Source organism: Paraburkholderia sp. FW306-02-B (assembly GCF_058782725.1).
Map to the genome: position 1 here is coordinate 1,829,060 of NZ_JBYSXZ010000001.1, position 21,383 is coordinate 1,850,442.

General features: G+C 61.8%; 21 protein-coding genes and 2 pseudogenes. 20 read left to right on the top strand and 3 right to left on the bottom strand.

Annotated features, from left to right (window positions below):
- Positions 1-5 precede the first annotated feature (5 nt).
- The 7 genes from AC3WOG_RS08070 to iolG all read left to right on the top strand — a co-directional run bounded on the left by AC3WOG_RS08070 (position 6) and on the right by iolG (position 9,552).
- Complete coding sequence (locus tag AC3WOG_RS08070; protein WP_492577484.1) at positions 6-1,970, top strand: bifunctional 5-dehydro-2-deoxygluconokinase/5-dehydro-2-deoxyphosphogluconate aldolase; 1,965 nt, start codon at positions 6-8, stop codon at positions 1,968-1,970.
- Complete coding sequence (gene iolD / locus AC3WOG_RS08075; protein ID WP_492577485.1) at positions 1,967-3,868, top strand: 3D-(3,5/4)-trihydroxycyclohexane-1,2-dione acylhydrolase (decyclizing); 1,902 nt, start codon at positions 1,967-1,969, stop codon at positions 3,866-3,868. The genes AC3WOG_RS08070 and iolD overlap by 4 nt, the downstream gene beginning before the upstream one ends.
- Positions 3,865-4,803, top strand: coding sequence for a myo-inosose-2 dehydratase (gene iolE, locus AC3WOG_RS08080; RefSeq protein ID WP_492577486.1), 939 nt, complete (start codon positions 3,865-3,867; stop codon positions 4,801-4,803). The genes iolD and iolE overlap by 4 nt, the downstream gene beginning before the upstream one ends.
- Positions 4,800-5,594, top strand: a complete 795-nt coding sequence (iolB, locus tag AC3WOG_RS08085; protein WP_492577487.1) for a 5-deoxy-glucuronate isomerase — start codon at positions 4,800-4,802, stop codon at positions 5,592-5,594. The genes iolE and iolB overlap by 4 nt, the downstream gene beginning before the upstream one ends.
- Positions 5,595-5,649: 55 nt before the next feature.
- Positions 5,650-7,179 carry a CoA-acylating methylmalonate-semialdehyde dehydrogenase gene (locus tag AC3WOG_RS08090; protein ID WP_492577488.1) on the top strand — a complete coding sequence of 510 codons (1,530 nt, stop codon included), beginning with the start codon at positions 5,650-5,652 and terminating at the stop codon, positions 7,177-7,179.
- A 97-nt stretch (positions 7,180-7,276) separates the two neighbouring features.
- Positions 7,277-8,398, top strand: coding sequence for a porin (locus AC3WOG_RS08095; protein WP_492577489.1), 1,122 nt, complete (start codon positions 7,277-7,279; stop codon positions 8,396-8,398).
- An 89-nt stretch (positions 8,399-8,487) separates the two neighbouring features.
- A complete protein-coding gene (gene iolG, locus AC3WOG_RS08100) occupies positions 8,488-9,552 on the top strand; it encodes an inositol 2-dehydrogenase (RefSeq protein ID WP_492577490.1) in 1,065 nt (354 codons plus the stop codon).
- Here the strand turns inward: iolG and AC3WOG_RS08105 are convergent.
- Both AC3WOG_RS08105 and AC3WOG_RS08110 read right to left on the bottom strand, forming a co-directional pair.
- Positions 9,524-10,132, bottom strand: a complete 609-nt coding sequence (locus tag AC3WOG_RS08105) for a hypothetical protein (RefSeq protein ID WP_492577491.1) — start codon at positions 10,130-10,132, stop codon at positions 9,524-9,526. The genes iolG and AC3WOG_RS08105 overlap by 29 nt on opposite strands.
- Positions 10,133-10,161: 29 nt before the next feature.
- Positions 10,162-11,067: a LysR family transcriptional regulator gene (locus tag AC3WOG_RS08110; protein WP_492577492.1), complete on the bottom strand. Its 906-nt coding sequence runs from the start codon at positions 11,065-11,067 to the stop codon at positions 10,162-10,164.
- 211 nt (positions 11,068-11,278) lie between these two features.
- On the opposite strand from AC3WOG_RS08110, the gene AC3WOG_RS08115 reads away from it, so the two are divergent.
- The 10 genes from AC3WOG_RS08115 to AC3WOG_RS08160 all read left to right on the top strand — a co-directional run bounded on the left by AC3WOG_RS08115 (position 11,279) and on the right by AC3WOG_RS08160 (position 19,017).
- Complete coding sequence (locus tag AC3WOG_RS08115; protein WP_492577493.1) at positions 11,279-12,223, top strand: dioxygenase family protein; 945 nt, start codon at positions 11,279-11,281, stop codon at positions 12,221-12,223.
- Positions 12,220-12,975 carry a transporter substrate-binding domain-containing protein gene (locus AC3WOG_RS08120; RefSeq protein WP_492577494.1) on the top strand — a complete coding sequence of 252 codons (756 nt, stop codon included), beginning with the start codon at positions 12,220-12,222 and terminating at the stop codon, positions 12,973-12,975. Before AC3WOG_RS08115 ends, AC3WOG_RS08120 begins: the two co-directional genes overlap by 4 nt.
- 36 nt (positions 12,976-13,011) lie before the next feature.
- Positions 13,012-13,224, top strand: a complete 213-nt coding sequence (locus AC3WOG_RS08125) for a tautomerase family protein (protein ID WP_492577495.1) — start codon at positions 13,012-13,014, stop codon at positions 13,222-13,224.
- On the top strand, positions 13,221-14,036 hold the full coding sequence (gene mhpD / locus AC3WOG_RS08130; RefSeq protein ID WP_492577496.1) for a 2-keto-4-pentenoate hydratase: 816 nt from the start codon (positions 13,221-13,223) through the stop codon (positions 14,034-14,036). The genes AC3WOG_RS08125 and mhpD overlap by 4 nt, the downstream gene beginning before the upstream one ends.
- Positions 14,036-14,803, top strand: a complete 768-nt coding sequence (locus AC3WOG_RS08135; RefSeq protein WP_492577497.1) for a 2-keto-4-pentenoate hydratase — start codon at positions 14,036-14,038, stop codon at positions 14,801-14,803. Before mhpD ends, AC3WOG_RS08135 begins: the two co-directional genes overlap by 1 nt.
- 4 nt (positions 14,804-14,807) lie before the next feature.
- Positions 14,808-15,026, top strand: coding sequence for a 2-hydroxymuconate tautomerase family protein (locus AC3WOG_RS08140; RefSeq protein ID WP_492577498.1), 219 nt, complete (start codon positions 14,808-14,810; stop codon positions 15,024-15,026).
- A 20-nt stretch (positions 15,027-15,046) separates the two neighbouring features.
- Positions 15,047-16,006: an acetaldehyde dehydrogenase (acetylating) gene (locus AC3WOG_RS08145; protein ID WP_492577499.1), complete on the top strand. Its 960-nt coding sequence runs from the start codon at positions 15,047-15,049 to the stop codon at positions 16,004-16,006.
- A complete protein-coding gene (gene dmpG / locus AC3WOG_RS08150) occupies positions 16,006-17,070 on the top strand; it encodes a 4-hydroxy-2-oxovalerate aldolase (RefSeq protein ID WP_492577500.1) in 1,065 nt (354 codons plus the stop codon). The genes AC3WOG_RS08145 and dmpG overlap by 1 nt, the downstream gene beginning before the upstream one ends.
- Positions 17,071-17,085: 15 nt before the next feature.
- On the top strand, positions 17,086-17,898 hold the full coding sequence (locus AC3WOG_RS08155) for a sugar phosphate isomerase/epimerase family protein (protein ID WP_492577501.1): 813 nt from the start codon (positions 17,086-17,088) through the stop codon (positions 17,896-17,898).
- 288 nt (positions 17,899-18,186) lie between these two features.
- Positions 18,187-19,017: a 3-oxoadipate:acetyl-CoA acetyltransferase gene (locus AC3WOG_RS08160; protein WP_492577502.1), complete on the top strand. Its 831-nt coding sequence runs from the start codon at positions 18,187-18,189 to the stop codon at positions 19,015-19,017.
- Positions 19,018-19,077: 60 nt separating this feature from the next.
- Here the strand turns inward: AC3WOG_RS08160 and AC3WOG_RS08165 are convergent, their stop codons facing one another.
- The gene (locus AC3WOG_RS08165; RefSeq protein WP_492577503.1) at positions 19,078-19,551 is read right to left on the bottom strand and encodes a ferritin-like domain-containing protein; all 474 of its coding nucleotides are present in this window, start codon (positions 19,549-19,551) and stop codon (positions 19,078-19,080) included.
- Between the two features lie 526 nt (positions 19,552-20,077).
- Between AC3WOG_RS08165 and AC3WOG_RS08170 the strand changes: the two are divergent.
- The 3 genes and pseudogenes from AC3WOG_RS08170 to AC3WOG_RS08180 form a co-directional block, all read left to right on the top strand.
- A pseudogene (locus AC3WOG_RS08170) lies at positions 20,078-20,230 on the top strand (tyrosine-type recombinase/integrase); the annotation flags it as partial.
- 141 nt (positions 20,231-20,371) lie between these two features.
- Positions 20,372-21,184 (top strand): acetoacetate decarboxylase family protein, encoded by an 813-nt coding sequence (locus AC3WOG_RS08175; RefSeq protein WP_492577504.1) that lies wholly within the window; start codon positions 20,372-20,374, stop codon positions 21,182-21,184.
- Positions 21,185-21,262: 78 nt separating this feature from the next.
- Positions 21,263-21,364: pseudogene (locus AC3WOG_RS08180) on the top strand (hypothetical protein); the annotation flags it as partial.
- Positions 21,365-21,383: the final 19 nt, after the last annotated feature.

Genomic DNA, 21,383 nt, shown 5'->3' on the forward strand with positions numbered 1-21,383 from the left:
CGTTTATGACCCAATCTATCTCTTTCGCTGCAGACCGGCCATTGGACATCATCTGTCTGGGCCGTCTCGCCGTTGATCTCTATGCGCAGCAAATCGGCGCGCGGCTTGAAGACGTCACCAGCTTCTCGCGGTATCTGGGCGGCTCGTCGGCCAACATCGCGTTCGGCTGCGCTCGCCTCGGATTGAAGTCGGCCATGCTCTCGCGCGTCGGCAACGACCACATGGGCCGCTTCCTCGTCGACGCGTTGGCTCAGGAAGGCTGCGACGTCAGCCACGTGAAGACCGACATGGAGCGGCTGACCGCGCTCGTGCTGCTCGGTTTGAAAGATCGCAGTACATTCCCGCTCGTGTTTCACCGCGAAAACTGCGCGGACATGGCGCTTGATGAGATGGATTTCGACGAAGCGTTCATTGCTTCCAGCAAGGCGCTGCTGATTACCGGCACGCATTTTTCGACCGAAGGGGTGCATCGCGCGAGCATGACGGCGCTCGGCTACGCCCGACGCAACGGTGTGCGCACTGTGCTCGACATCGACTATCGGCCGGTGTTGTGGGGGCTGACGGGCAAGGCGGACGGCGAGACGCGTTTTATCGCCGACGGCAGCGTAAGCGCGCATCTGCGTGGCATCTTGCCGAAGTTTGATCTGATCGTCGGTACGGAGGAGGAGTTCTGCATTGCCGGCGGTGCCGAAGATCTGCTACAGGCACTGCGGTCGGTGCGCGCCGTGAGCACGGCAACCCTGGTTGTCAAGCGCGGACCCTTGGGCTGCACGGTGATCGACGGCGAGATTCCGGCGGACCTCGATGGAGACCGGCATTTTCGGGGCGTTGAAGTCGAAGTCCTCAATGTACTCGGCGCGGGTGATGCGTTTATCTCCGGCTTTCTCAAAGGATGGTTGACCGGCGCTGATTACGCAACGTGCTGCGCCTATGCGAACGCCTGTGGCGCGCTCGTCGTATCGCGCCATGCGTGCGCACCGGCCATGCCGACGCCCGCCGAACTGGATTATTTCCTTGCCAACGCAGCCCATTTGCGCCGTCCCGACCAGGACGCGGCACTTGCGCGTTTACATCGGGTGAGCGTGCCGCGCAAGCGCTGGGATGAAGTGCTCGGTTTCGCGTTCGATCATCGCAACCAGTTCTTCGAGATGGCGCAGCGGGCAGGTGTCGATGAGGCGCGCATCGCGACGCTCAAGCAGCTTTTCGTGCAGGCGGTCGCAGAAACAGAAACAGCCGGAGACTACGCAGGCAAGATCGCGGTGCTGATCGACGATCGCTATGGACAGGATGCCCTGAACGCGGCAACGGGTCGCGGGTGGTGGGTCGGCCGCCCCGTCGAGTTGCCGGGATCGACTCCGCTGGAATTCGAACATGGGCGCTCGATCGGTACGGCGCTCGCCAGCTGGCCCAGCGAACATATCGTCAAATGCCTGGTTCAATATCATCCGGACGATGAGCCGCTGCATCGGCTGGAGCAGGAAAGCCAGCTCCGTGCGCTCTATGACGCGACGCAGGCAAGCGGTCACGAACTGCTGCTCGAAGTCATTCCGCCGAAGGATCGTCCACAGGCGCAGGACACCGTGCATCGGGCACTCAAGCGCCTCTATAACCTTGGCATTTATCCGGACTGGTGGAAGCTCGAGCCGATGAGCGCAGACGCGTGGCGCGACATCGATGCGCTGATCGAGGAACGTGATCCATATTGCCGTGGCGTCGTGCTACTAGGCTTGAATGCGCCGATTGTGAAGCTGGCTGAAGGCTTCGAGGCGGCATGCTCGAGCACGACGTGCCGCGGGTTTACCGTGGGCCGCACGATTTTTCATGAACCGGGCCGGGCATGGCTCGCTGGCGAGATCGACGATCGAATGCTGATCGACCAGGTGCGCAGCAACTTCGAGACGTTGATCTACCTGTGGCGGTCATCCCGCAACCCTGTCGCGCACGCCACGCGCCAGGAGCAAGCGGCATGACGCGCACCGTTCGGCTTACTACCGCTCAGGCGCTCGTCAGGTATCTGGCCGCGTTGCGTGCCCCGGCCGATGATGAGCGCGCCGCGCCGGTGCCGCTGTTTGGCGGGGTATTTGCGATCTTCGGACATGGCAACGTCGCGGGACTCGGCGAAGCGCTGTATCAGCAGCGTAACGCGTTGCCCACCCTGCGCGCGCATAACGAGCAGGCCATGGCTCACGCTGCGATCGCTTACGCGAAGGCGCACATGCGACGCCGGATGATGGCTTGTACGTCGTCGATTGGTCCTGGCGCCACCAATCTGGTCACCGCTGCAGCGCTTGCCCACGTGAACCGGTTGCCGGTATTGCTGTTGCCTGGCGATACTTTCGTGTCACGCGCGCCTGATCCGGTGCTGCAGCAGATCGAAGACTTTCACGACGGGACGGTCTCCGCCAACGATTGCCTGAAACCCGTGTCGCGCTATTTCGACCGGATCGTCGCGCCGGAGCAATTGCTGGGCGCGCTGCCGCGGGCGGTGCGCGTGCTGACGGATCCGGCCTTGTGTGGTCCGGTCACGCTGGCGCTGCCGCAGGACGTGCAGACGCATGCGTACGACTATCCGGTCGAATTCTTCGAGCCTGCCATGGTGAGTTTTCGTGCGCCATCGCCAGAGCAGGATCAACTGGCCACGGCAGCCGCGGCGATACGCACCGCGCAGCGTCCGTTGATCGTGGCCGGCGGCGGCGTGCTGTACGGCCGGGCCAGTGCCGCGCTGCGCGCGTTTTGTGAGCGGCACGGCGTGCCCGTGTGTGAAACGCACGCCGGAAAAGGCGCGTTGGGCTGGGATCACCCGTTGCAACTGGGCTCCGTCGGCGTCACTGGCTCACCGGCCGCCAATGCCCTCGCTCGGGAAGCGGACGTCGTGATCGCCATCGGTACGCGCTTGCAGGACTTCACCACGGGGTCGCATTCGCTGTTCGGGCAAGCGCGCGTCGTGACGATCAACGTCAATGCGTTCGATGCGGGCAAGGCGCGCGGTGTAGAACTGCTTGCGGATGCGCGGCTCGCGCTCGATGCGCTGTCACGCGGATTGTCCGCCGCAACGCCTGAAGTGAAAGACGCGTGGCGAAGCAGCGTGGCGTGGCAGGACAGGGCGCGCGCAGCCGCCGATAGCTGGCGCGCAACGGTCAGCGAGATCACCGGCCGGCGTGAACTCGTGCCGGACCAATTGCCGTACGACGGCAATGTGATCGGCGCGGTACAGCGTTCACATGCGGATTCGCCGTCGCACGATATCGTCGTTTGCGCGGCAGGCACCTTGCCCGCGGAGTTGCACAAGCTCTGGCGCACCGCGCGGCCGGGCGGGTATCACATGGAGTACGGCTACTCGTGCATGGGCTACGAGATCGCGGGCGGTCTGGGTGTCAAGCTGGCGCAGCCGGATCGAGAAGTGATCGTAATGGTCGGCGACGGCAGCTATCTGATGATGAATAGCGAAATCGCCACGTCGGTGATGCTCGGCGCGAAGCTCATCATCGTCGTACTCGATAACCGCGGCTATGGTTGTATCAATCGTCTGCAACAGGCGTGCGGCAGCGCACCGTTCAACAATCTTCTGGACGACTGCGTTCAGGGGCCGCTCGGCGCGCCACGGATCGACTTTGCTGGCCATGCCGCTTCCCTCGGCGCGCGCGCCGAACACGTGGCGAACCTTGCCGAACTCGAAACCGCGCTCGAGCGTGCACGCGATTCTGATCGTACCTATGTGATCTGTATCGACACGGACCCCGCTCGCACGACGGCTGAAGGCGGCTGCTGGTGGGAAGTTGCGGTACCCGAAGTGTCGGCTCGCGAAGAGGTGCGGGCGGCGCGCGCGGATTATGAACAGAACAAGCAACAGCAAAAGAGCCCACTATGACGAACTCCTTCGACGTAAAAATTGGCATCAACCCGATCTCGTGGTTCAACGACGATCTGCCTTCGCTCGGTCGCGAGACGCCGCTTGAGACTGCGCTTACCGAGGGCCGGGAAATCGGGTATCAGGGTTTCGAACTCGGCAACAAGTTTCCACGCGAACCGCGCGCGTTGCGCGAGGTGCTGTCGCGTCATCATCTCGAACTGGTGTCGGGCTGGTATTCGGGACGCCTTGCCGAGCGTTCTGCCGATGAGGAAATTACGGCGCTCGGTCCGCATCTCGCGCTGCTGGCGCAAGGCGGCGCGAAGGTGATGGTCTATGGGGAGGTCGCCGGCTCGGTCCAGGGCGAACGCAATGTCCCGCTCTTCAAACGACCGCGTTTTTATACCGACGAGCAATGGCGTCGCTACGCCGACCGGTTGAACACAGTGGCGCGGTACACGCTCTCGCACGGTGTGCGCCTCGCGTATCACCACCACATGGGCGCCTATGTGGAAACGCCGGAAGATGTCGACCGTCTGATGGCGCTCACCTGCGACGAAGTCGGCTTGCTGTTTGATAGCGGTCATGCAGCATTCGGTGGCAGCAAGACGACATACAGCAGCGCTACGCCCATGGATATGCTCACCCGGCATATTGCGCGCGTTTGCCATGTTCATTTCAAGGACGTTCGGCCGGACATTGTCGAGATCGCGCGCAACCGTCAATGGAGTTTCCTCGATGCTGTGATCAACGGTGCCTTCACGGTGCCAGGCGACGGAGCAATCGACTTCGCGCCTCTGATCAGGAAACTGCGTGATCACAGTTATCGTGGTTGGCTTGTCGTCGAAGCCGAACAGGACCCGGCAGTGGCGCCGAGCTATGCATACGCGCAAAGTGGCTATCGGCATCTGCGTGCGTTGGTCGATCGCATAGCCCCGCAGCTGGGGGCCGCATGAGCCTGCTCGTCAAAGGAAAGCCCGCGGGGTGCGAGATTGTCACGGTTACGCCTGATAGCGCCGGCTGGCGTCATGTTGGATTTGCCGCTCAACGCCTCACGCGTGGCGAGCACATGACGTTCAATACCGGCGCGACCGAGGTGTGTGTGGTTGTGCTCACGGGCGTGGTCAGCGTCCTTACGCCAGATCAGGCATGGCGCGAAATCGGCGCGCGCCGCAGCGTCTTCGAGGCGCGCTCGCCCTATGCGGTCTACGTGCCACCCCGTACCGCAGTGTCGATCGACGCGCACGACGATGCCGAAATCGCACTGGCTAGCGCGCCGGCCGAAGGGCGGTACGAAGCTCGCCTGATCGAGCCGGATACGATTGCCCGTTCGGTGCGCGGCAGCGGATCGAATACGCGGTATGTCTGCGACATCCTTCCTCAAACCGAGCCTGCGGAGTCACTGCTGGTAGTCGAAGTACTGACGCCCGCAGGGCACGCATCGAGCTATCCGCCGCACAAGCACGATGTCGACGACATACCGGTGGAAAGCTATCTGGAAGAAACCTATTACCACCGCCTCAATCCGCCGCAAGGCTTCGCCTTCCAGCGTGTCTATACCGACGCGCGAGACATCGACGAAGCGCTGGCAGTCGAGGATCACGACGTGGTTATGGTGCCGCGCGGCTATCACCCGGTGGTGATGCCGCATGGCTACGACGGCTATTACCTGAACGTGATGGCCGGGCCGAAGCGCGCGTGGCACTTCAAGAACGATCCTGCTCACGAGTGGATGTTGTCGCGATAGCCGGGAATCGCGATTTTCGTAGTTGATTTTTCCTCATATGTTCTAAGGATGCCTTATGGAAGCGGCAGGAATCAGTACGTCTTTTCAAGATGATGTGACCGTCATCGCGCATTTTTTCGGCGGCAAGCATAGGTCCGGCTCGAGTGAACGCCAGGCTCCCGTTTATAACCCCGCGACCGGTGACGTTGCTTCGCACGTCGCACTTGCTTCACAAAGCGACGTCGACGCCGCGGTAACTGCGGCCGCGGCGGCATTCCCGGCATGGGCGGCGACGCCCCCTCTCAAGCGGGCCCGCATCATGTTCCGCTTCAAGGAACTGATCGAACGCAACCTCGACCGGCTCGCTGCGACGATTACAGCAGAGCACGGCAAGGTTCTGTCCGATGCGAAAGGCGAGGTGATTCGCGGCCTCGAAGTGGTGGAGTACGCATGCGGCATCACCGAACTGCTGAAGGGCGACTATACCGAGCAGATCGCCAAAGGCATCGACGGATGGACGATGCGGCAGCCTCTCGGCGTCTGCGTGGGTATCACGCCATTCAACTTCCCGGCGATGGTCCCGATGTGGATGTTTCCGATGGCTATCGCGTGTGGCAATACGTTCGTCCTGAAGCCGTCCGAGCGCGACCCGACGACCAGCGTGCTGCTTGCCGAACTTCTGCAGAAAGCGGGGTTGCCGGACGGTGTGTTCAACGTCGTGCAGGGCGACAAGTCAGCCGTCGATGCGCTGCTGGACCATCCAAAGGTCAAGGCGGTGAGCTTCGTCGGTTCGACGCCGATCGCCGAATACATCTATTCGCGCGGTTGCTCGAACGGCAAACGGGTGCAGGCGTTGGGCGGCGCGAAGAATCACATGGTCGTGATGCCGGACGCCGATCTGGACCGCACCGTGGATGCGTTGATGGGCGCCGGTTACGGCGCGGCCGGCGAGCGTTGCATGGCGATTTCGGTGGCCGTCGCGGTGGGTTCGATCGGTGACGCGCTGGTCGACAAGCTTGCGGCGCGGGTGCGCGAATTGCGCGTTGGACCTGGGACGGCGGCCGCGAGCGAAATGGGGCCGGTCGTTACCGCGCAGCATCGCGAAAAGATCGTCGGCTATATCGAATCGGGCGTAGCCGAGGGCGCGCAGCTTGTCGTCGATGGACGCGAGCGGGTGGTGCCCGGTCATGAGCGGGGATTCTTCCTCGGCGGCACGCTGTTCGACCATGTCACACCCGACATGAAGATCTACCGCGAAGAAATATTCGGACCGGTAGTCTGCATCGTGCGTGCGCCGGATTTCGCTACGGCATTGGCGCTCGTCGATGAACACGAATACGGCAACGGCGCCGCGATTTTTACCCGCGATGGAGAGGCAGCACGCGAGTTCAGCCATCTGGTGCAGGCCGGCATGGTTGGCGTCAATGTGCCCATTCCTGTGCCGATGGCGTTCCACAGCTTTGGCGGCTGGAAGAAGAGTCTTCTCGGCGATCACCATGCGCACGGTCCGGAGGCGGTGCGTTTTTACACGCGGCAAAAGGCCGTCACGCAACGCTGGCTAGGCGGTCGCGGACAGGGCGCCGAGTTCGCAATGCCGACGATGTAGATCCAGGCGTCCCCCAGATTGAACAAAAGAAGCACCGCAGCATACGACGGTGTGGGGGCGGCTTTTAGAAAAAAACAACCGTGGTTATGGAGACGCAATGAAGAAGGCAGCTTTTGGCGCGCTGGTCGGCGCATGTTCGTTCGCCTGTGCTACTGCGCAAGCACAAAGCACAGTGACGCTTTACGGCGTAGCGGATGCGGGGTTCGATTTTCTCAGTCAGGTGCAGACCGGCACCGGCACGACAGCTTCGCGCTTGCGTGCTGAAAGTAGTGACTTCGGGGCGAGCCGGTTTGGGTTGCTCGGCAAAGAGGACCTGGGTGGGGGGCTGGCAGTCATTTTCAATCTCGAATCGGGCACAGATCTGATGTCGGGCACTGCCGGCAGCAGCGGTGGACGCCTCTTTAGCCGCAAGGCGCTCGTCGGGATCAACAGCGACCAGTATGGCCGGTTCCAGATGGGACGCAATCTGTTCATTGCGAATGACCAGTGGGATATGGATCCAATGGTGCAACAAGCCTATTCATCTACAGCACTCGTTCGAAGCCGCAATGTACCGATCACGAGCAATAACATCGAGTATCAGTCGCCTTCCATTAACGGCTTCAGCGCACATGTGCAGTACGCGCTCGGCAATCAGGCAGGTGCATTCAACCGCGGAGCTGCCGACGAAGCTGGCCGTAGCGATGGCGTGCAACTGACCTACAGGAACGCGCTATTCATGCTTCGGGGCATGTACGACGAGTTGCGGGACCCGAATGGGCGCATGAGCAACGTTTTCGTCAGCTCACGAGAATTCTTTGTCGGCGCCAACCTGTATGTGAATGCGCTCACGCTGCAGACTGCCTACACGCATCTCAGCGCGCCTGACACACCTGCCGGTCTCGCGCGCAGTGCTGATTACTACTGGTTCGGCGCGCAATATCGGCTGACGCCTGCGCTGGCGCTTAACGGCGCTGTGTATCACATCAATGTCGGGTCTGGTGCGGGAGATGCGACACACGATCCGTCCGGCCATGCAACGCTGTTTGCGACGGGTGCAACGTACAGCTTGTCGAAGCGCACGCTCCTGTATGCAACGGTTGCGCACGTGCGTAACGGAAGTGGATCGAATTTTTCTGTGGTGAACAACACCCCCGGTCTGAATAACGACAATCTCGACAACCCGTTGCCGGGACATTCGCAGACTGGCGGTTATATCGGCATTAACCACTCGTTCTAACACGATGTGTTGATGCCAGGCGCTATTTACCGCTCTTGCCGACAGGCTGGAGCTTCATTTTGACGAAACTGAGGAAACGGGAGAATACGATGATTGATATCGCTTTGTTTGGGGCCGGCCGCATCGGCAAGATTCATGCAGCGAACCTTGTACGTCAGGCGGGCGTGCGGCTCAAGTATGTGGCCGACACGCACGCGCCTTCGGCACAGGCGCTCGCGCAGATGCACGGCGCGAAAGTGACGGACGTCGACGGCGCGTTGGGTGACCCTTCGATAGGTGCCGTCGTCATCGCGTCGAGCACGAATACGCACGCGGATCTGATTATCAAGGCGGCGAATGCCGGGAAAGCCGTGTTCTGCGAAAAGCCGGTGGACCTGGCGGTCGAGCGTTCGCGCGAGAGCGCAGCGGCGGTTGCGCGCAATGGCGTGGCCTGCATGATCGGTTTTCAGCGCCGCTTCGATCCCACCTTCGCGGCGCTCAAGGCGCGCATCGAGCGTGGCGAGATCGGCGATCCGGAGATGCTGATCATCACGAGCCGGGACCCGGGTGCGCCGCCTGTCGAATACATCAAGAGCTCAGGTGGCATCTTCAAGGACATGCTGATCCACGATCTGGACGTGTTTCGCTGGATTCTGGGCGACGAGGCGCAAACGCTTCACGCCACCGGCAGTTGCCTGACCGATCCGGCTGTTCAGGACGCGGGCGATATCGATTCGACCGCGGTGACGATTCGCACCCGGCGCGGGCTCCTGTGCCAGATCAACACGTCGCGGCGAGCTGCCTATGGCTACGATCAGCGCTTCGAAGTGCTCGGCAGCAAGGGCATGCTGCAGGCCGGCAATGTTCGGCCGACCGAGGTGACCGCCTGGTCGGCCGGTGCAGTGTCGATCGACGTTCCGGAGCCTTTCTTCCTTGAGCGCTATCGGCAGGCCTATGCTGCGGAGATGGCGCATTTCGTCGAGGCGCTGACGCAGGGGCTTCCTGTGCGAACGACGATACAGGATGGTGTCAAGGCGCTCGAGCTTGCGGAACTCGCGACGCTTTCGTGGCAGAAAGGATCGGTGTTTGAGGTAGCGTCTGATGGCGAGTCGCATGGTTATGCGGGGGAGCCTGTAGCGGATTCGCTCAACGCTCAGTCGCACGTTGCTGCATGATTACTGGCGCAACCCAGTCCTCGAGGGGGCAATGCATGCTCGGCCAGTTATTGCGAAGGTGGATTACGCCTGCTTGAGGATCGTGCCTGGCCCTCGCAACATGCGGCGTGCCAGGCATGAATGTGGGGAATGGCCTGGATCTTTTGCAGTGTGCACGTCGCGCAAGGTCGCTCGTCACGTACAACGCTGGACCGTCCGCTTCAGGCACAAAGGCGAGGCCGGTCGGCGCCGCCACTGGCAGACTGACATGCCCGTCTGCTTCGAGCCGCACGTAGTGTCCGTCATGGACGACGATCAGCGTGTCGCCGCCTAACAGCATGGCGGTGATCGGCGCGTTAAGACCCGCGATGATGCGATCCTGTTTGCCGTCGAAGCAATGCACGGCCGGCGCGAGCGCGTCGGCCCAGTAAAGGCAACAGCTCATGCCAGACCACACGGGAAACGCACCGTGAAACGCCCAACCGTCGCTGACCGGTTCGACTTCTTCCACGGCGGACTGATACCTGTTCACGGTCAATTGCGAACCGACGCGCCGTGCGGCGTCGGCGAGTTCCGGGCCGAGCAGTTCACCGCCGCCCATGGGGGCGGCCTGCGCGCCGGTTCATTCGTTCAGTGCTTCACGCGGACATGTTTCGAGCGGGACGATCGTATCAACTTGAGAAAGGCTTGCAGGATCGGCGAGGTGTCTTCGCGCCGATAAAGGCAACTCAATTCGATTTCCCGCAACTGAGCTGATTTAAGCGGTCGATACACCACGCCGGGCAAGCGCAGGTTGACCGCTGACTCCGTCGTCACACACACGCCGAACCGGCTCGCAACCAGCGCGATGCACGTGACGACGTCCTCCACTTCCTGTTCAACGCGCAAACGGACGCCTTCCGCACGAAATGCTGCCGTGACCTCCTGCGCGAGCCCGTGTACCGGCGCATTGGGGTACAGAATCATGCGCTCGTTATCGAGGTCGCGCAGCGTCACAGCTTTCCTCTCGCACAATGGATGCCCTTCGTACAGCGCTACGAGAAAAGGCTCGCGCTGTACCCAGTCGACGGCGATATCCGTTTCGTTCGGCACCAGCCGGTTAAAGCCGATCGTGATGCGCCGCTCGCGAAGTGCCGCGATCTGTTCTGCCTTCGACATATTGTGCAAGCCGATTTTTACCTCGGGCCTTTCGGTATGAAAATCGGCAAGCAGTCGCGGAATCACATTCAGGATCCCGGAACTGAAGATGCCGACGTCGAGCCGCCCCATATAGCCCTTGCCGGCGAGTTGGGTCTGTTCTTCGGCGCGACGGGACAGCGCCAGAATGTTCGGTACTTCGTCGAGCAGTGCACGACCCGCTTCCGTCAGTTCCGCCCCTTTGGCCGTACGGATGAATAACTGCGTGCCGAGCTCTTCTTCCAGCGCACGGATATTCCGTGTGAGCGGTGGTTGCGCCATGTGCAGGCGTTCGGCGGCCCGCCCGAAGTTCAGTTCCTCGGCGAGGGCAAGAAAATAGCGCATCTGCTTCAGTTCCATCGTCTCTCTTCCCAGTTCGTACGCCGATATCGGCGAGACATTCGTGGTGGCTTAGAGCCATACCGATACGGTATCAGGAATTTAAAAAACGGTATTGGACGGTATGTTCAGTTGGCGTGCATCATGGTTGCAGCACGTACAGCAGCGCATCGTCCACAAAGTCCGTAGCGACTGAAAAGCCGGCGTAGCGTGCAAACGATTGGAGACAGGCATGATCATCGGTAATCAGAAAGACGTCACCCAGGCGGTTCTCGCAGAAGTTAGCCGCGCGCCCAATGCGCGCTTCCGCGAAATCATGTCGGCCGCAGTGCAGCATCTGCATGACTTCGCACGCGACGCCAAACTTACTGAAGCTGAATTTCATCAGGCCTGCGGCTTCATCGCAAAGCTCGGACAACTGTCGACCGCGTCGCACAACGAGGTCGTGCTGGCAGCCGGTTCGGTCGGACTCTCGTCGCTGGTTTGTCTGCTGAATAACGGCGAAAACGGCCAGACCGAAACGACCGCCAACCTGATGGGGCCGTTCTGGCGGATGGATTCGCCCGCAACGCCAAACGGCGGTTCGATCGTCCGCTCGGAAACTGCGGGCGTGCCGATCTTCGTTGATGCATGGGTGCACGATGCCGACGGCAAACCGGTCGAAGGTGCCGAAGTCGACGTGTGGCACACGTCCGCCGAAGGTTTCTATGAAAATCAGGACCCCGAGCAGGCCGACATGAATCTGCGCGGCAAGCTCACGACGGATAGCCAGGGGCATATCGCATTTCGCAGCGTAAAGCCGGCGGGTTATCCGATTCCGCTGTCAGGACCGGTAGGCGAATTGTTGCGCGCGCAAGGGCGCCACAACATGCGTCCGGCGCACATCCACTTCATGATCTACAAGCCCGGTTTCAAGACCCAGTTCTCGCAGGTCTATTCGAGCGACGATCCCAATCTCTATACCGACGTGCAATTCGGCGTGACGCAGGCGCTCGTGGGTCAATACGTGTCGCACGACAACGAGCCCGCACCCTCCGGCGATATTCAGGGACCGTGGTATTCGCTCGCACATCACTTCAGGATCGAAGCAGGCGAGGCCAAACTGCCGAAGCCACCGATCACCGGCAAGGCGGAAGGTCCGCGCCCGGTATGGTCCGTGCTGGAGCGCACGTCATGAGCGACGCACAGCTTCAGCAGGTACTTCAGCAGGCACGTGAGCAGCTTGCTCCGGGCGGCGTGCTACGCGCGGCGATCAATCTCGGCAATACGGTGCTCGCGCAGCGTTCGGCTGATAACGGCGAACTCAGCGGCGTTTCCGTCGACCTTGCAGGTGAACTCGCCAAGCGGCTCGGTGTGGAGGTGCAATTCGTCACGTTTGACGCCGCGGGAAAAGTGTTCGAAGCACTCGCCAACAACGCGTGGGACGTCGCGTTTCTCGCGATCGATCCCACACGTGGCGAGCAGATCGCCTTCACGCCGCCGTATGTGCTGATCGAAGGCGCATACATGGTGCACGAAGCATCGCCGCTGCAGCGTAGCGCGCAGGTCGACCGCGGCGGCGTACGCATCACGGTGGGCGAGGGCAGCGCATACGACCTCTACCTGACACGCACGCTCAAACATGCGCTGATCGAACGTCACGCCACCGCCGCCGAAGCGTTTGAGGCGTTCGTCACACAAGGCTGCGACGCTGCTGCCGGCGTGCGCCAGGTAGTCAGCCGTTATGCATCGACGCATAAGGGCTTGCGCGTACTCGACGACAGCTTTATGACGATTCGCCAGGCGATGGGCGTGCCGAAGAATCGTTCCGAAGCAGCGTCAGCGCTCACTGTTTTCATCGAAGACATGAAAGCTCAGGGGAATGTTGCCGCTTCGCTTGCGCGTAGCGGCCAGACGGCGGCGGTGGTTGCGCCGCCCGCTGCACTTTAACCCGACATCGCATCGCGTCACGCACACAGGAAAGCCATGCCCATCATCCATATTTCACTCGTCGAAGGCCGCGACGATGCCGCCGTCAAGGCGTGCGTCAAGGCAGTGGCCCGCTCGGTGCACGAAACGCTAGGCGCGCCGCTCAACACCATCCGCGTGTACGCGACGCTCACGCCGGCCATGTATTGGGCCGTCGGCGATCAAACCAAGGACGAGCTCGCCGCAACCGCACAGGAGAACGGAAAATGACACCTCAATTGATTGAACAGGCGGCCGACGCATTGGTCGAGGCCGAGCGTAGCGGTCAGTTCATCGCGCCGTTGCGCGAGACCTACGAGCAGTTGACGATTGAAGACGCCTACGCGATTCAGCGCGCGAACACCGACCGGCGCGTGGCCGAAGGCCGGCGTATTGTCGGTTGCAAGATCGGCCTGACCTCGGTGGCCGTGCAGAAACAACTGGGTGTCGATCAACCGGACTTCGGCATGTTGTTCGACGACATGGGTTACGGCGACGGTGAACCCATTCCCGCGTCCATTCTGACTCAGCCGAAGATCGAAGCCGAAGTCGCCTTCGTGATCGGCCGCGATCTGCGGATGCCGAATCCGGGCCAGATCGATGTGTTGAACGCCATCGATTACGCGCTGCCGGCGCTCGAAATTGTCGGCAGCCGGATTGCCAACTGGAATATCCGCATTACCGACACGATCGCCGACAACGCGTCGTCGTCTGCGTATGTGCTCGGTAACAGTCCTCGCAAACTGTCCGAATTCGACCTGCGGCTGTGCGGCATGGTGATGGAGCGGCGCGGCGAGCCGGTGTCGGTCGGCGCGGGCGCGGCTTGCCTCGGCAACCCGATCAATGCGGTGGTGTGGCTGGCCCGCAAGATGGCCGCGCTCGGTACGCCGCTGCTGGCGGGTGACCTGGTGCTGTCCGGCGCGCTCGGCCCGATGGTGGCGGTGACGCCCGGCGACATCTTCGAAACGCGCATCAACGGGTTGGGCTCGGTGCGGGCCGTGTTCGAAGCCGATTCCAGGCAAAACGCGAGCGAGGCGCGCTAATGAGCTCTACTACCGAATATGCGACGCTGCTCGACGACGCGGCGCGCCATGCAACCGAAGTCGCCCAGTTCGATCCCGAAGGCCGCCTGTCGCTGGATCAGGCCTACGAGATTCAATCCGCGTCGATCAAGCGGCGGGTAGAGCGAGGCGAGCGCCGGGTCGGCGTGAAGATGGGTTTCACGAGCCGCGCGAAGATGGTTCAGATGGGTCTCTCTGACGTGATCTGGGGCCGCCTCACCGGAGGCATGCAGATCGAAGAAGGCACCGCGATTGATTTCTCCCGCTTCGTGCATCCGCGCGTCGAACCGGAAATCGCATTCGTACTGAAGCATTCGCTCGAAGGCGACGTGACCGGACCGCAAGCGCTCGCCGCTGTTGAAGCGATTGCACCGGCACTCGAAATCATCGATTCGCGCTACAAGGATTTCAAGTTCACGCTGCCCGAGGTGATCGCGGACAACGCATCGTCGAGCGGTTTCGTGATCGGCGCGTGGCGTGATCCGAAGATCGACTTCGCCAATTTGGGCCTCACGCTGAATATCGACGGCCGCGCCGTGCAGGTCGGCTCGACGGCGGCGCTGCTCGGTCATCCGCTGCGTTCGCTGGTTGCAGCGGCGCGATTGTCGGCGCAGGCGGGCGAGCCGTTGCAAGCCGGCTGGGTCGTGATGGCGGGCGGCGCAACGCCGGCCGAGTGGATCAAGCCCGGGCAATACGTGTCGGTCGACATGGAACAGCTCGGCAGTGCGGGTTTTCACGTCAAGGGGTAAGGCGATGCCGATTGCGCTGATCAAGATCCTCGAGGGCCGCAGCCCTGAGAAGAAACGCTGCCTGATCGAAAGTGTCTCGCGGGCAATGGCGGAAAGCCTCGAGATGCCGATCGACGGCGTGCGCGTACTGATTGAAGAAGTGCCGCCCGATTGCTGGGGCCGTGGCGGCAAGACCGTTGCGGACCGCGTCGTGGATGGTAGCGCGGTGCTTCCCAAAGCATGAAGCAGGGTTCCGGAGAAGATATGACTGACAAGGTAAAGGTGGCGATCATCGGGCCGGGCAACATCGGCACGGATCTGATGATCAAGGTGATGCGCAACAGCAAACACCTCGAAATGGGTGCGATGGTCGGTGTCGATCCGAAATCGGACGGCCTCGCGCGGGCCGAGCGTATGGGCGTGGCGACCACCGCTGAGGGGATCGACGGCTTGCTCAAGCTTGACGTGTTCAAAGACATCGACATTGTGTTCGATGCCACCTCGGCAGGCGCGCACAAGCGTCACAACGACGTGCTTCAACAGCACGGCGTGCAGGTGATCGACCTCACGCCCGCGGCGATTGGCCCGTATGTGATTCCCGCAATCAACCTCGAAGCCGAAAACGCGAGCAACATGAACATGGTGACCTGCGGCGGCCAGGCAACGATTCCGATCGTCGCCGCAGTGTCACGCGTAACGAAGGTGCACTACGCGGAAATCGTCGCGTCGATCTCGAGCAAGTCGGCGGGGCCGGGAACGCGCGCCAACATCGACGAGTTCACCGAGACCACGCGCAGCGCGATCGAAATACTCGGCGGCGCAACGCGCGGCAAGGCGATCATCGTGCTCAATCCGGCGGAGCCGCCACTGATCATGCGCGACACAGTGTTCGTGTTGTCCGATCTGGTGGATAAGCAGCTGATTGAAGACAGCATCGCGCAGATGGTGGCGAGCGTGCAGGCCTACGTGCCCGGCTATCGTCTGAAGCAGAAGGTGCAGTTCGATGTGATCTCGCCGGAGCAGCCGCTGAACGTGCCTGGCATCGGTCCAAAGCATGGCCTGAAAACGTCGGTGTTTCTCGAAGTGGAAGGCGCCGCTCACTATCTGCCCTCGTATGCGGGCAATCTCGACATCATGACGTCGGCCGCGCTCGCGTGCGGCGACATGATGGCGCGTCGCCGGGTTGCTGCCGGTATCGCGCGTGGTCATAAGGAGGCCGTGTAATGACGTCGCACGATAAAAAGCTCTACATCTCGGACGTCACGTTACGCGACGGCAGCCACGCGATCCGCCATCAGTACAGCATTGCGAACGTGAAGGCGATTGCTGCGGCACTGGACCAGGCAGGCGTCGACAGCATTGAAGTCGCGCATGGCGACGGTATCGAAGGATCGAGCTTCAACTACGGCTTCGGTGCGCATAGCGATGTCGAGTGGATTGCCGCAGCGGCAGAGAGCGTCAAGACCACGAAGATTGCAACGCTGCTGATTCCCGGTATCGGTACGACCCACGATCTGCGCAACGCATACGACGCCGGCGCGCGCATCGTACGGGTCGCCACGCACTGCACCGAAGCAGACGTCTCGCGTCAGCATCTGGAATTCGCGCGCGAACTCGGCATGGACCCCGTCGGCTTCCTGATGATGAGCCACATGACCACGCCGCAGAAGCTCGCCGAACAGGCGAAGCTGATGGAGAGCTACGGCGCGACCTGCGTGTACGTGGTCGATTCGGGCGGCGCGCTCGGCATGAATGATATCCGTGACCGGTTCCGCGCATTCAAGGACGCGCTGAAACCGGAAACGCAGACCGGCATGCACGCGCATCACAACCTGAGTCTTGGCGTCGCGAATTCGCTGGTGGCGGTCGAAGAAGGTTGCGATCGCATCGATGCGAGTCTTGCGGGCATGGGGGCAGGTGCGGGTAATGCACCGTTGGAAGTGTTCATTGCGGCTGCGGAGCGTCAGGGCTGGAATCACGGCTGCGATCTGTACCGCCTGATGGATGCGGCCGACGATCTGGTGCGGCCGTTGCAGGACCGTCCGGTGCGCGTGGACCGCGAAACACTCGCGCTCGGCTACGCGGGCGTGTATTCGAGCTTCCTGCGTCATGCGGAAGTGGCGGCAAGCAAGTACGGCCTCAAAACCGTGGACATTCTTGTTGAGCTGGGCCGGCGCAAGATGGTGGGTGGCCAGGAAGACATGATCGTCGACGTCGCCCTCGATCTGCTGAAACGAATTGCGCACGAGCGGACGCGTGCCGAGCCGACCATGAGCGAAGCAGGCTGATACAAGGACGATGCGATGACACGGCTCTACTCCCTGGTGCCGCTCACAGCGATCGAACTGACGCCACCTGAACTGGTGGCGTCAGCGGCCCGCACGGGCTACGACGCGGTCAGTCTGCGCCTCAGCCCGTTTCGGGCGGGCGAGGCACAGCATCCGATGTTCGACAACTCACCGATGTTGCTCGAGACGGAAGCTCGCTTACGCGACACCGCTCTCGAAGTGCTGGATATCGAAGTCATGCTGCTGACGCCTGAACGCGACGTGAAGGACTTCAAGCGTGTGTTCGAGACGGCTCAGCGTCTCGGCGCACGCAATGCTTTGACGCTGATCGATATTGCCGACCGTTCGCTGGCCGTTGAGAAATTCGCCCAGCTTTGCGAACTGGCTGCACCGTTCGGCATTTCGTGCGCGCTCGAATTTGCGGCGTGGCTCGGCGTCGGCAGCATTCAGGCAGCCAATGCGATCGTGAGCGAAGCTGGGCAAGCTAACGGCGCGATTTTGCTCGATCCCTTTCACTTGATGCGCAGCGGCGGCAAGATTAGCGACATTGCGACTCTCGATCCCGCACGAATCAGGTACGCGCAGTTCTGTGACGCCAGCGCGACGGCGCCAGCGGCCACGGCGGCTATTTCCGAAGAAGCACGCTATGACCGCCTGTTGCCGGGCGAGGGCGGCTTGCCGCTGCGCGAGTTTATCGAGGCGTTGCCTCCGGGCATTCCATTCGGTCTCGAGGTACCTAATCGCAAACTGGCCGAGACACTCGAACTGGATGAGAGGTTGAGGAGAACACTCGCGGCGGCGAAGCGTGTCGCCGGCGGTTTGACTTAAGCAGATTCGCTACAGCCGGGCCTGCCGGCGATAGGTCTGACGAAGCGACGTCATGCGCTACCTCTTGCTGTTCAAATGCCGTCTCAACGGGACGCATGCTGATGAGTTGTGGCAACGCGGACGGGCCGGCGAACGTTTACGCGTTCCGTCTGCCCCGAGGGGCGCGATCCTCATCGCGCGCATTTGAACTAGACTTGGAACACGTGGTGTGCGGGCATTTCGCCAGGCACGCGGTCATGACAGCTCGCTTTATGGGCGAGATGGAAACGTTGAACGGGAGTGTTAGCCATGAGTGAATCGTGCATTATCTCCGTTGCCATCACTGGCTCAGTTCCGCGCAAGAAGGACAACCCGGCTGTGCCGATCACGATCTCCGAGCAGATTGAAAGCACGCACGAAGCGTACGAAGCCGGAGCATCGCTCGTTCATCTGCACGTGCGTGACGAACAGGAGAACTCCAGTTCCGACCGGTCGAGTTTCGCCGCTCTCCAGGAGGGCATCCGGAAGCACTGCCCTGACATCATCATTCAGTTTTCGACAGGTGGTCGTGGCCGTTCGTTCGAGCAACGCGGCGCGATGCTCGATCTGCGGCCGGATATGGCATCGCTCGCGACGGGTTCTGTCAATTTTCCGACTACCGTCTATGAAAATCCGCCGGACTTTGTGCGTGCGCTTGCGCAAATGATGCTCGACTACGATGTCAAACCGGAAATCGAGATCTTTGATCTGGCGATGTTGTACAGCACAGTGGACCTCGTGCAACAAGGGCTGCTGAAATCTCCTGTGCACGTCCAGTTCGTGATGGGTGTAAAAAACGCGCTGCCCGCGCGTCGCGAGATTCTTGAGTTCGAGGTGCAACAACTCAAGGCGCTATTGCCGGATGCAACGTGGACCGCCGCTGGTATCGGACGGCATCAGTTGGAGGTCAATCACTGGACGCTCGAAATGGGCGGGCATTGCCGCACGGGTCTGGAAGACAATGTGCGCTGGGACAAGGACACGCTGGCGAAGAGCAATGCGCAACTGGTTGCGCGGGTGGCCTCATTGTGCGGCGAATATGGCCGGCCGGTGGCGAGCGCTGCCAAGGCGCGCGAAATGCTGGGTCTTCCGGCCCGATAGCCCGACGGGACGCGCCACCGTGCGTGGCGCGCCACGCACGTGCCGCCATAGTCAGTTTGATCAGGGTTGGCCCGCCTGCCGTTCGGCTGACGTCGTCATTTCTCCAGGGCGGCGCAGCATCTTGTCGACTTCGCCCGCGTGCATCTCTTCGACATGGATCATCTGACGGGCGAACTCCTCGAGTGCAACGGAGCGGTCCTCGACCAGCGCGAGCAGTTCGCGATAAAGTTCCAGCGCGAGGTTCTCGGCTTGCAGCGACTCGCGGAGGATCGACGCGATATCGAATGTGTGCGAGTCGAGGAGGGGACCGATCGCAAGCGACGGATAGGCGCCCAGAGTGGTGATCCACTCTCCGACCTGCTGTGCGTGCAACAGCGATTCGTCGGCCTGCTCGCGCAGCCAGGATCTGATCGGAATGCGTCCGAATCCGAAAACAAGAAACGAATAGTGCGTATATCGGACGACGCCGGCCAACTCGGATTCGAGAATCCGGTTCAGCACCGCAACGACGTCTTCCTTGTCTATCTCTGCCATTTGGTATCTCCTTTTATGTCACCGCGACAGACGCATTCCGCGATTCGCCGCTCGTATCACGCCATATGGTCTTGACGGATATTGATTAAATGTAGTCCCGCAAGGCGATCGCGCAAGGTGTTAGTTCGGGCGTACGCGTTTGCGACGGCCTGCGGCGAGAGGGAAGGACATCTATTGCAGCGCTGGAACGCGGTTTCTTTCGGCGGTAATTTGACATAATTGAAGCGAACATTTCAGAATGGCTTTGACAATCTGGCTTTGACAAGCGTCGCTGTCTCATCACTGCCAGTCACTCATCGGAGGACGGTGCCCGGTTTCGCACCAGGCCGCGACAGGCGGCGGCTGTGATGGGCGCTGGGATTGAACCGCTCGCTGTCCCGGCTGGTGCTCAGTTGCCTGTTGCGCAACCCGGGCCGCCGACGATCTTCAGCGTATAAACCGTCGACACGCCCAACTGCTGTGGCGCGATCGGCTCGACCAGCCACGAAGGCAACTGATTCAGGTCCAATTCGCTCGGGGCCAACTCAAGCGTGGCAACCCCGCAGCGGACGTTGGCGCTGCGTCCATTGCCTCGTTTATACCGAAGGACCGGGCACTCTCGTCGCTGGAAATCCGGCTCATGCATCGACAGTTGGATCAGGTGGCGACGTACCCAGCGACCCGGCTCGCATCGCGCCTACCCGGTTCGCCGGTTCGTACGATTTCGATACGTCACCGTGCGAATCCTAAAGCACGCCCGGACCAGCCGCGACACCATGGTCGCAGTCAACCCGAGGCCGCCGGCACACGTGCCTGCAAGCCTTGTCACCGGGAGAACGAGATGCTGAAGGGATACACAGTACCGCGGACGCCGCTCGGCAAGTCGTCGCTGAATCCGCCCCCGCCGTGGCATTACTCGGGCGACGTGATCGGCGTAGAGTTCTGGGCCTCGCCGGACGCGACCGCAGCGACGCTGCCGCAGGGCCTCACGCCGGATCCGGACACCAACGGTCATGCGGTCGTGCTCTTCATCGACTGGCAGTTCACCGGGGAGCAAGACGAGTATCTCGATCCCGCGCGCTACCAGTACCGCGAGTTCCTGCTGCTGGTGGACGCCAGATACGGCGACCGGCGCGTTGCATGGTGCCCGTACATCTTCGTCGACAACGATGCGGCGCTCGCGCGCGGCTGGATTCAGGGTTTCCCGAAGCGCCTCGCGAGCGTATACCAGACGCGTAGCTATGTCGCGCCGAGCAAGGCCGCCGCGCCCGTTGCGGCCGGCGGCCGCTTCGGCGCGAGCATGTCGGCGAGCGGTCAGCGGCTCGTCGAGGCGCGCGTGACGCTGCGTGAGTCGGTCGCCGATCCGTCGACGCTGCTGTCGCGACCGACCGTGAACCTGCGGTATTTCCCACGCCTGTCGGCCGGCCAGCACGACGAGCCGGCGATCAACGAACTGGTGCTCTCGATCACCGACGACCTCACGGTGGTCGACGCCTGGGCGGGCGAAGGCACGGTGACGTTTCCCGACGCGGCGGGCGAGGAACTGTCGGCGCTCGCGCCGGTGCGCAATGGCGCGGGCTTCCGCATGGGCATCTCGTACACCGTCACGGACCTGCAACTGCTCGATGACCTGACGCAACGCCGCACGGCCTGAGAGCGCGGCGCGAATCCGCTCATCCACAGGAGGCATCATGAACCGACCCCACGTTCACATTCGTTCGCGGAAGGCATCATGACTACCGCAGCGGACTATCTGGTCGATGCCCTGACGCACGCCGGCGTGAAGCGCATTTACGGCGTCGTCGGCGACTCGCTGAACGGCGTTTCCGATTCGCTCAGGCGTTCCGGCGAGA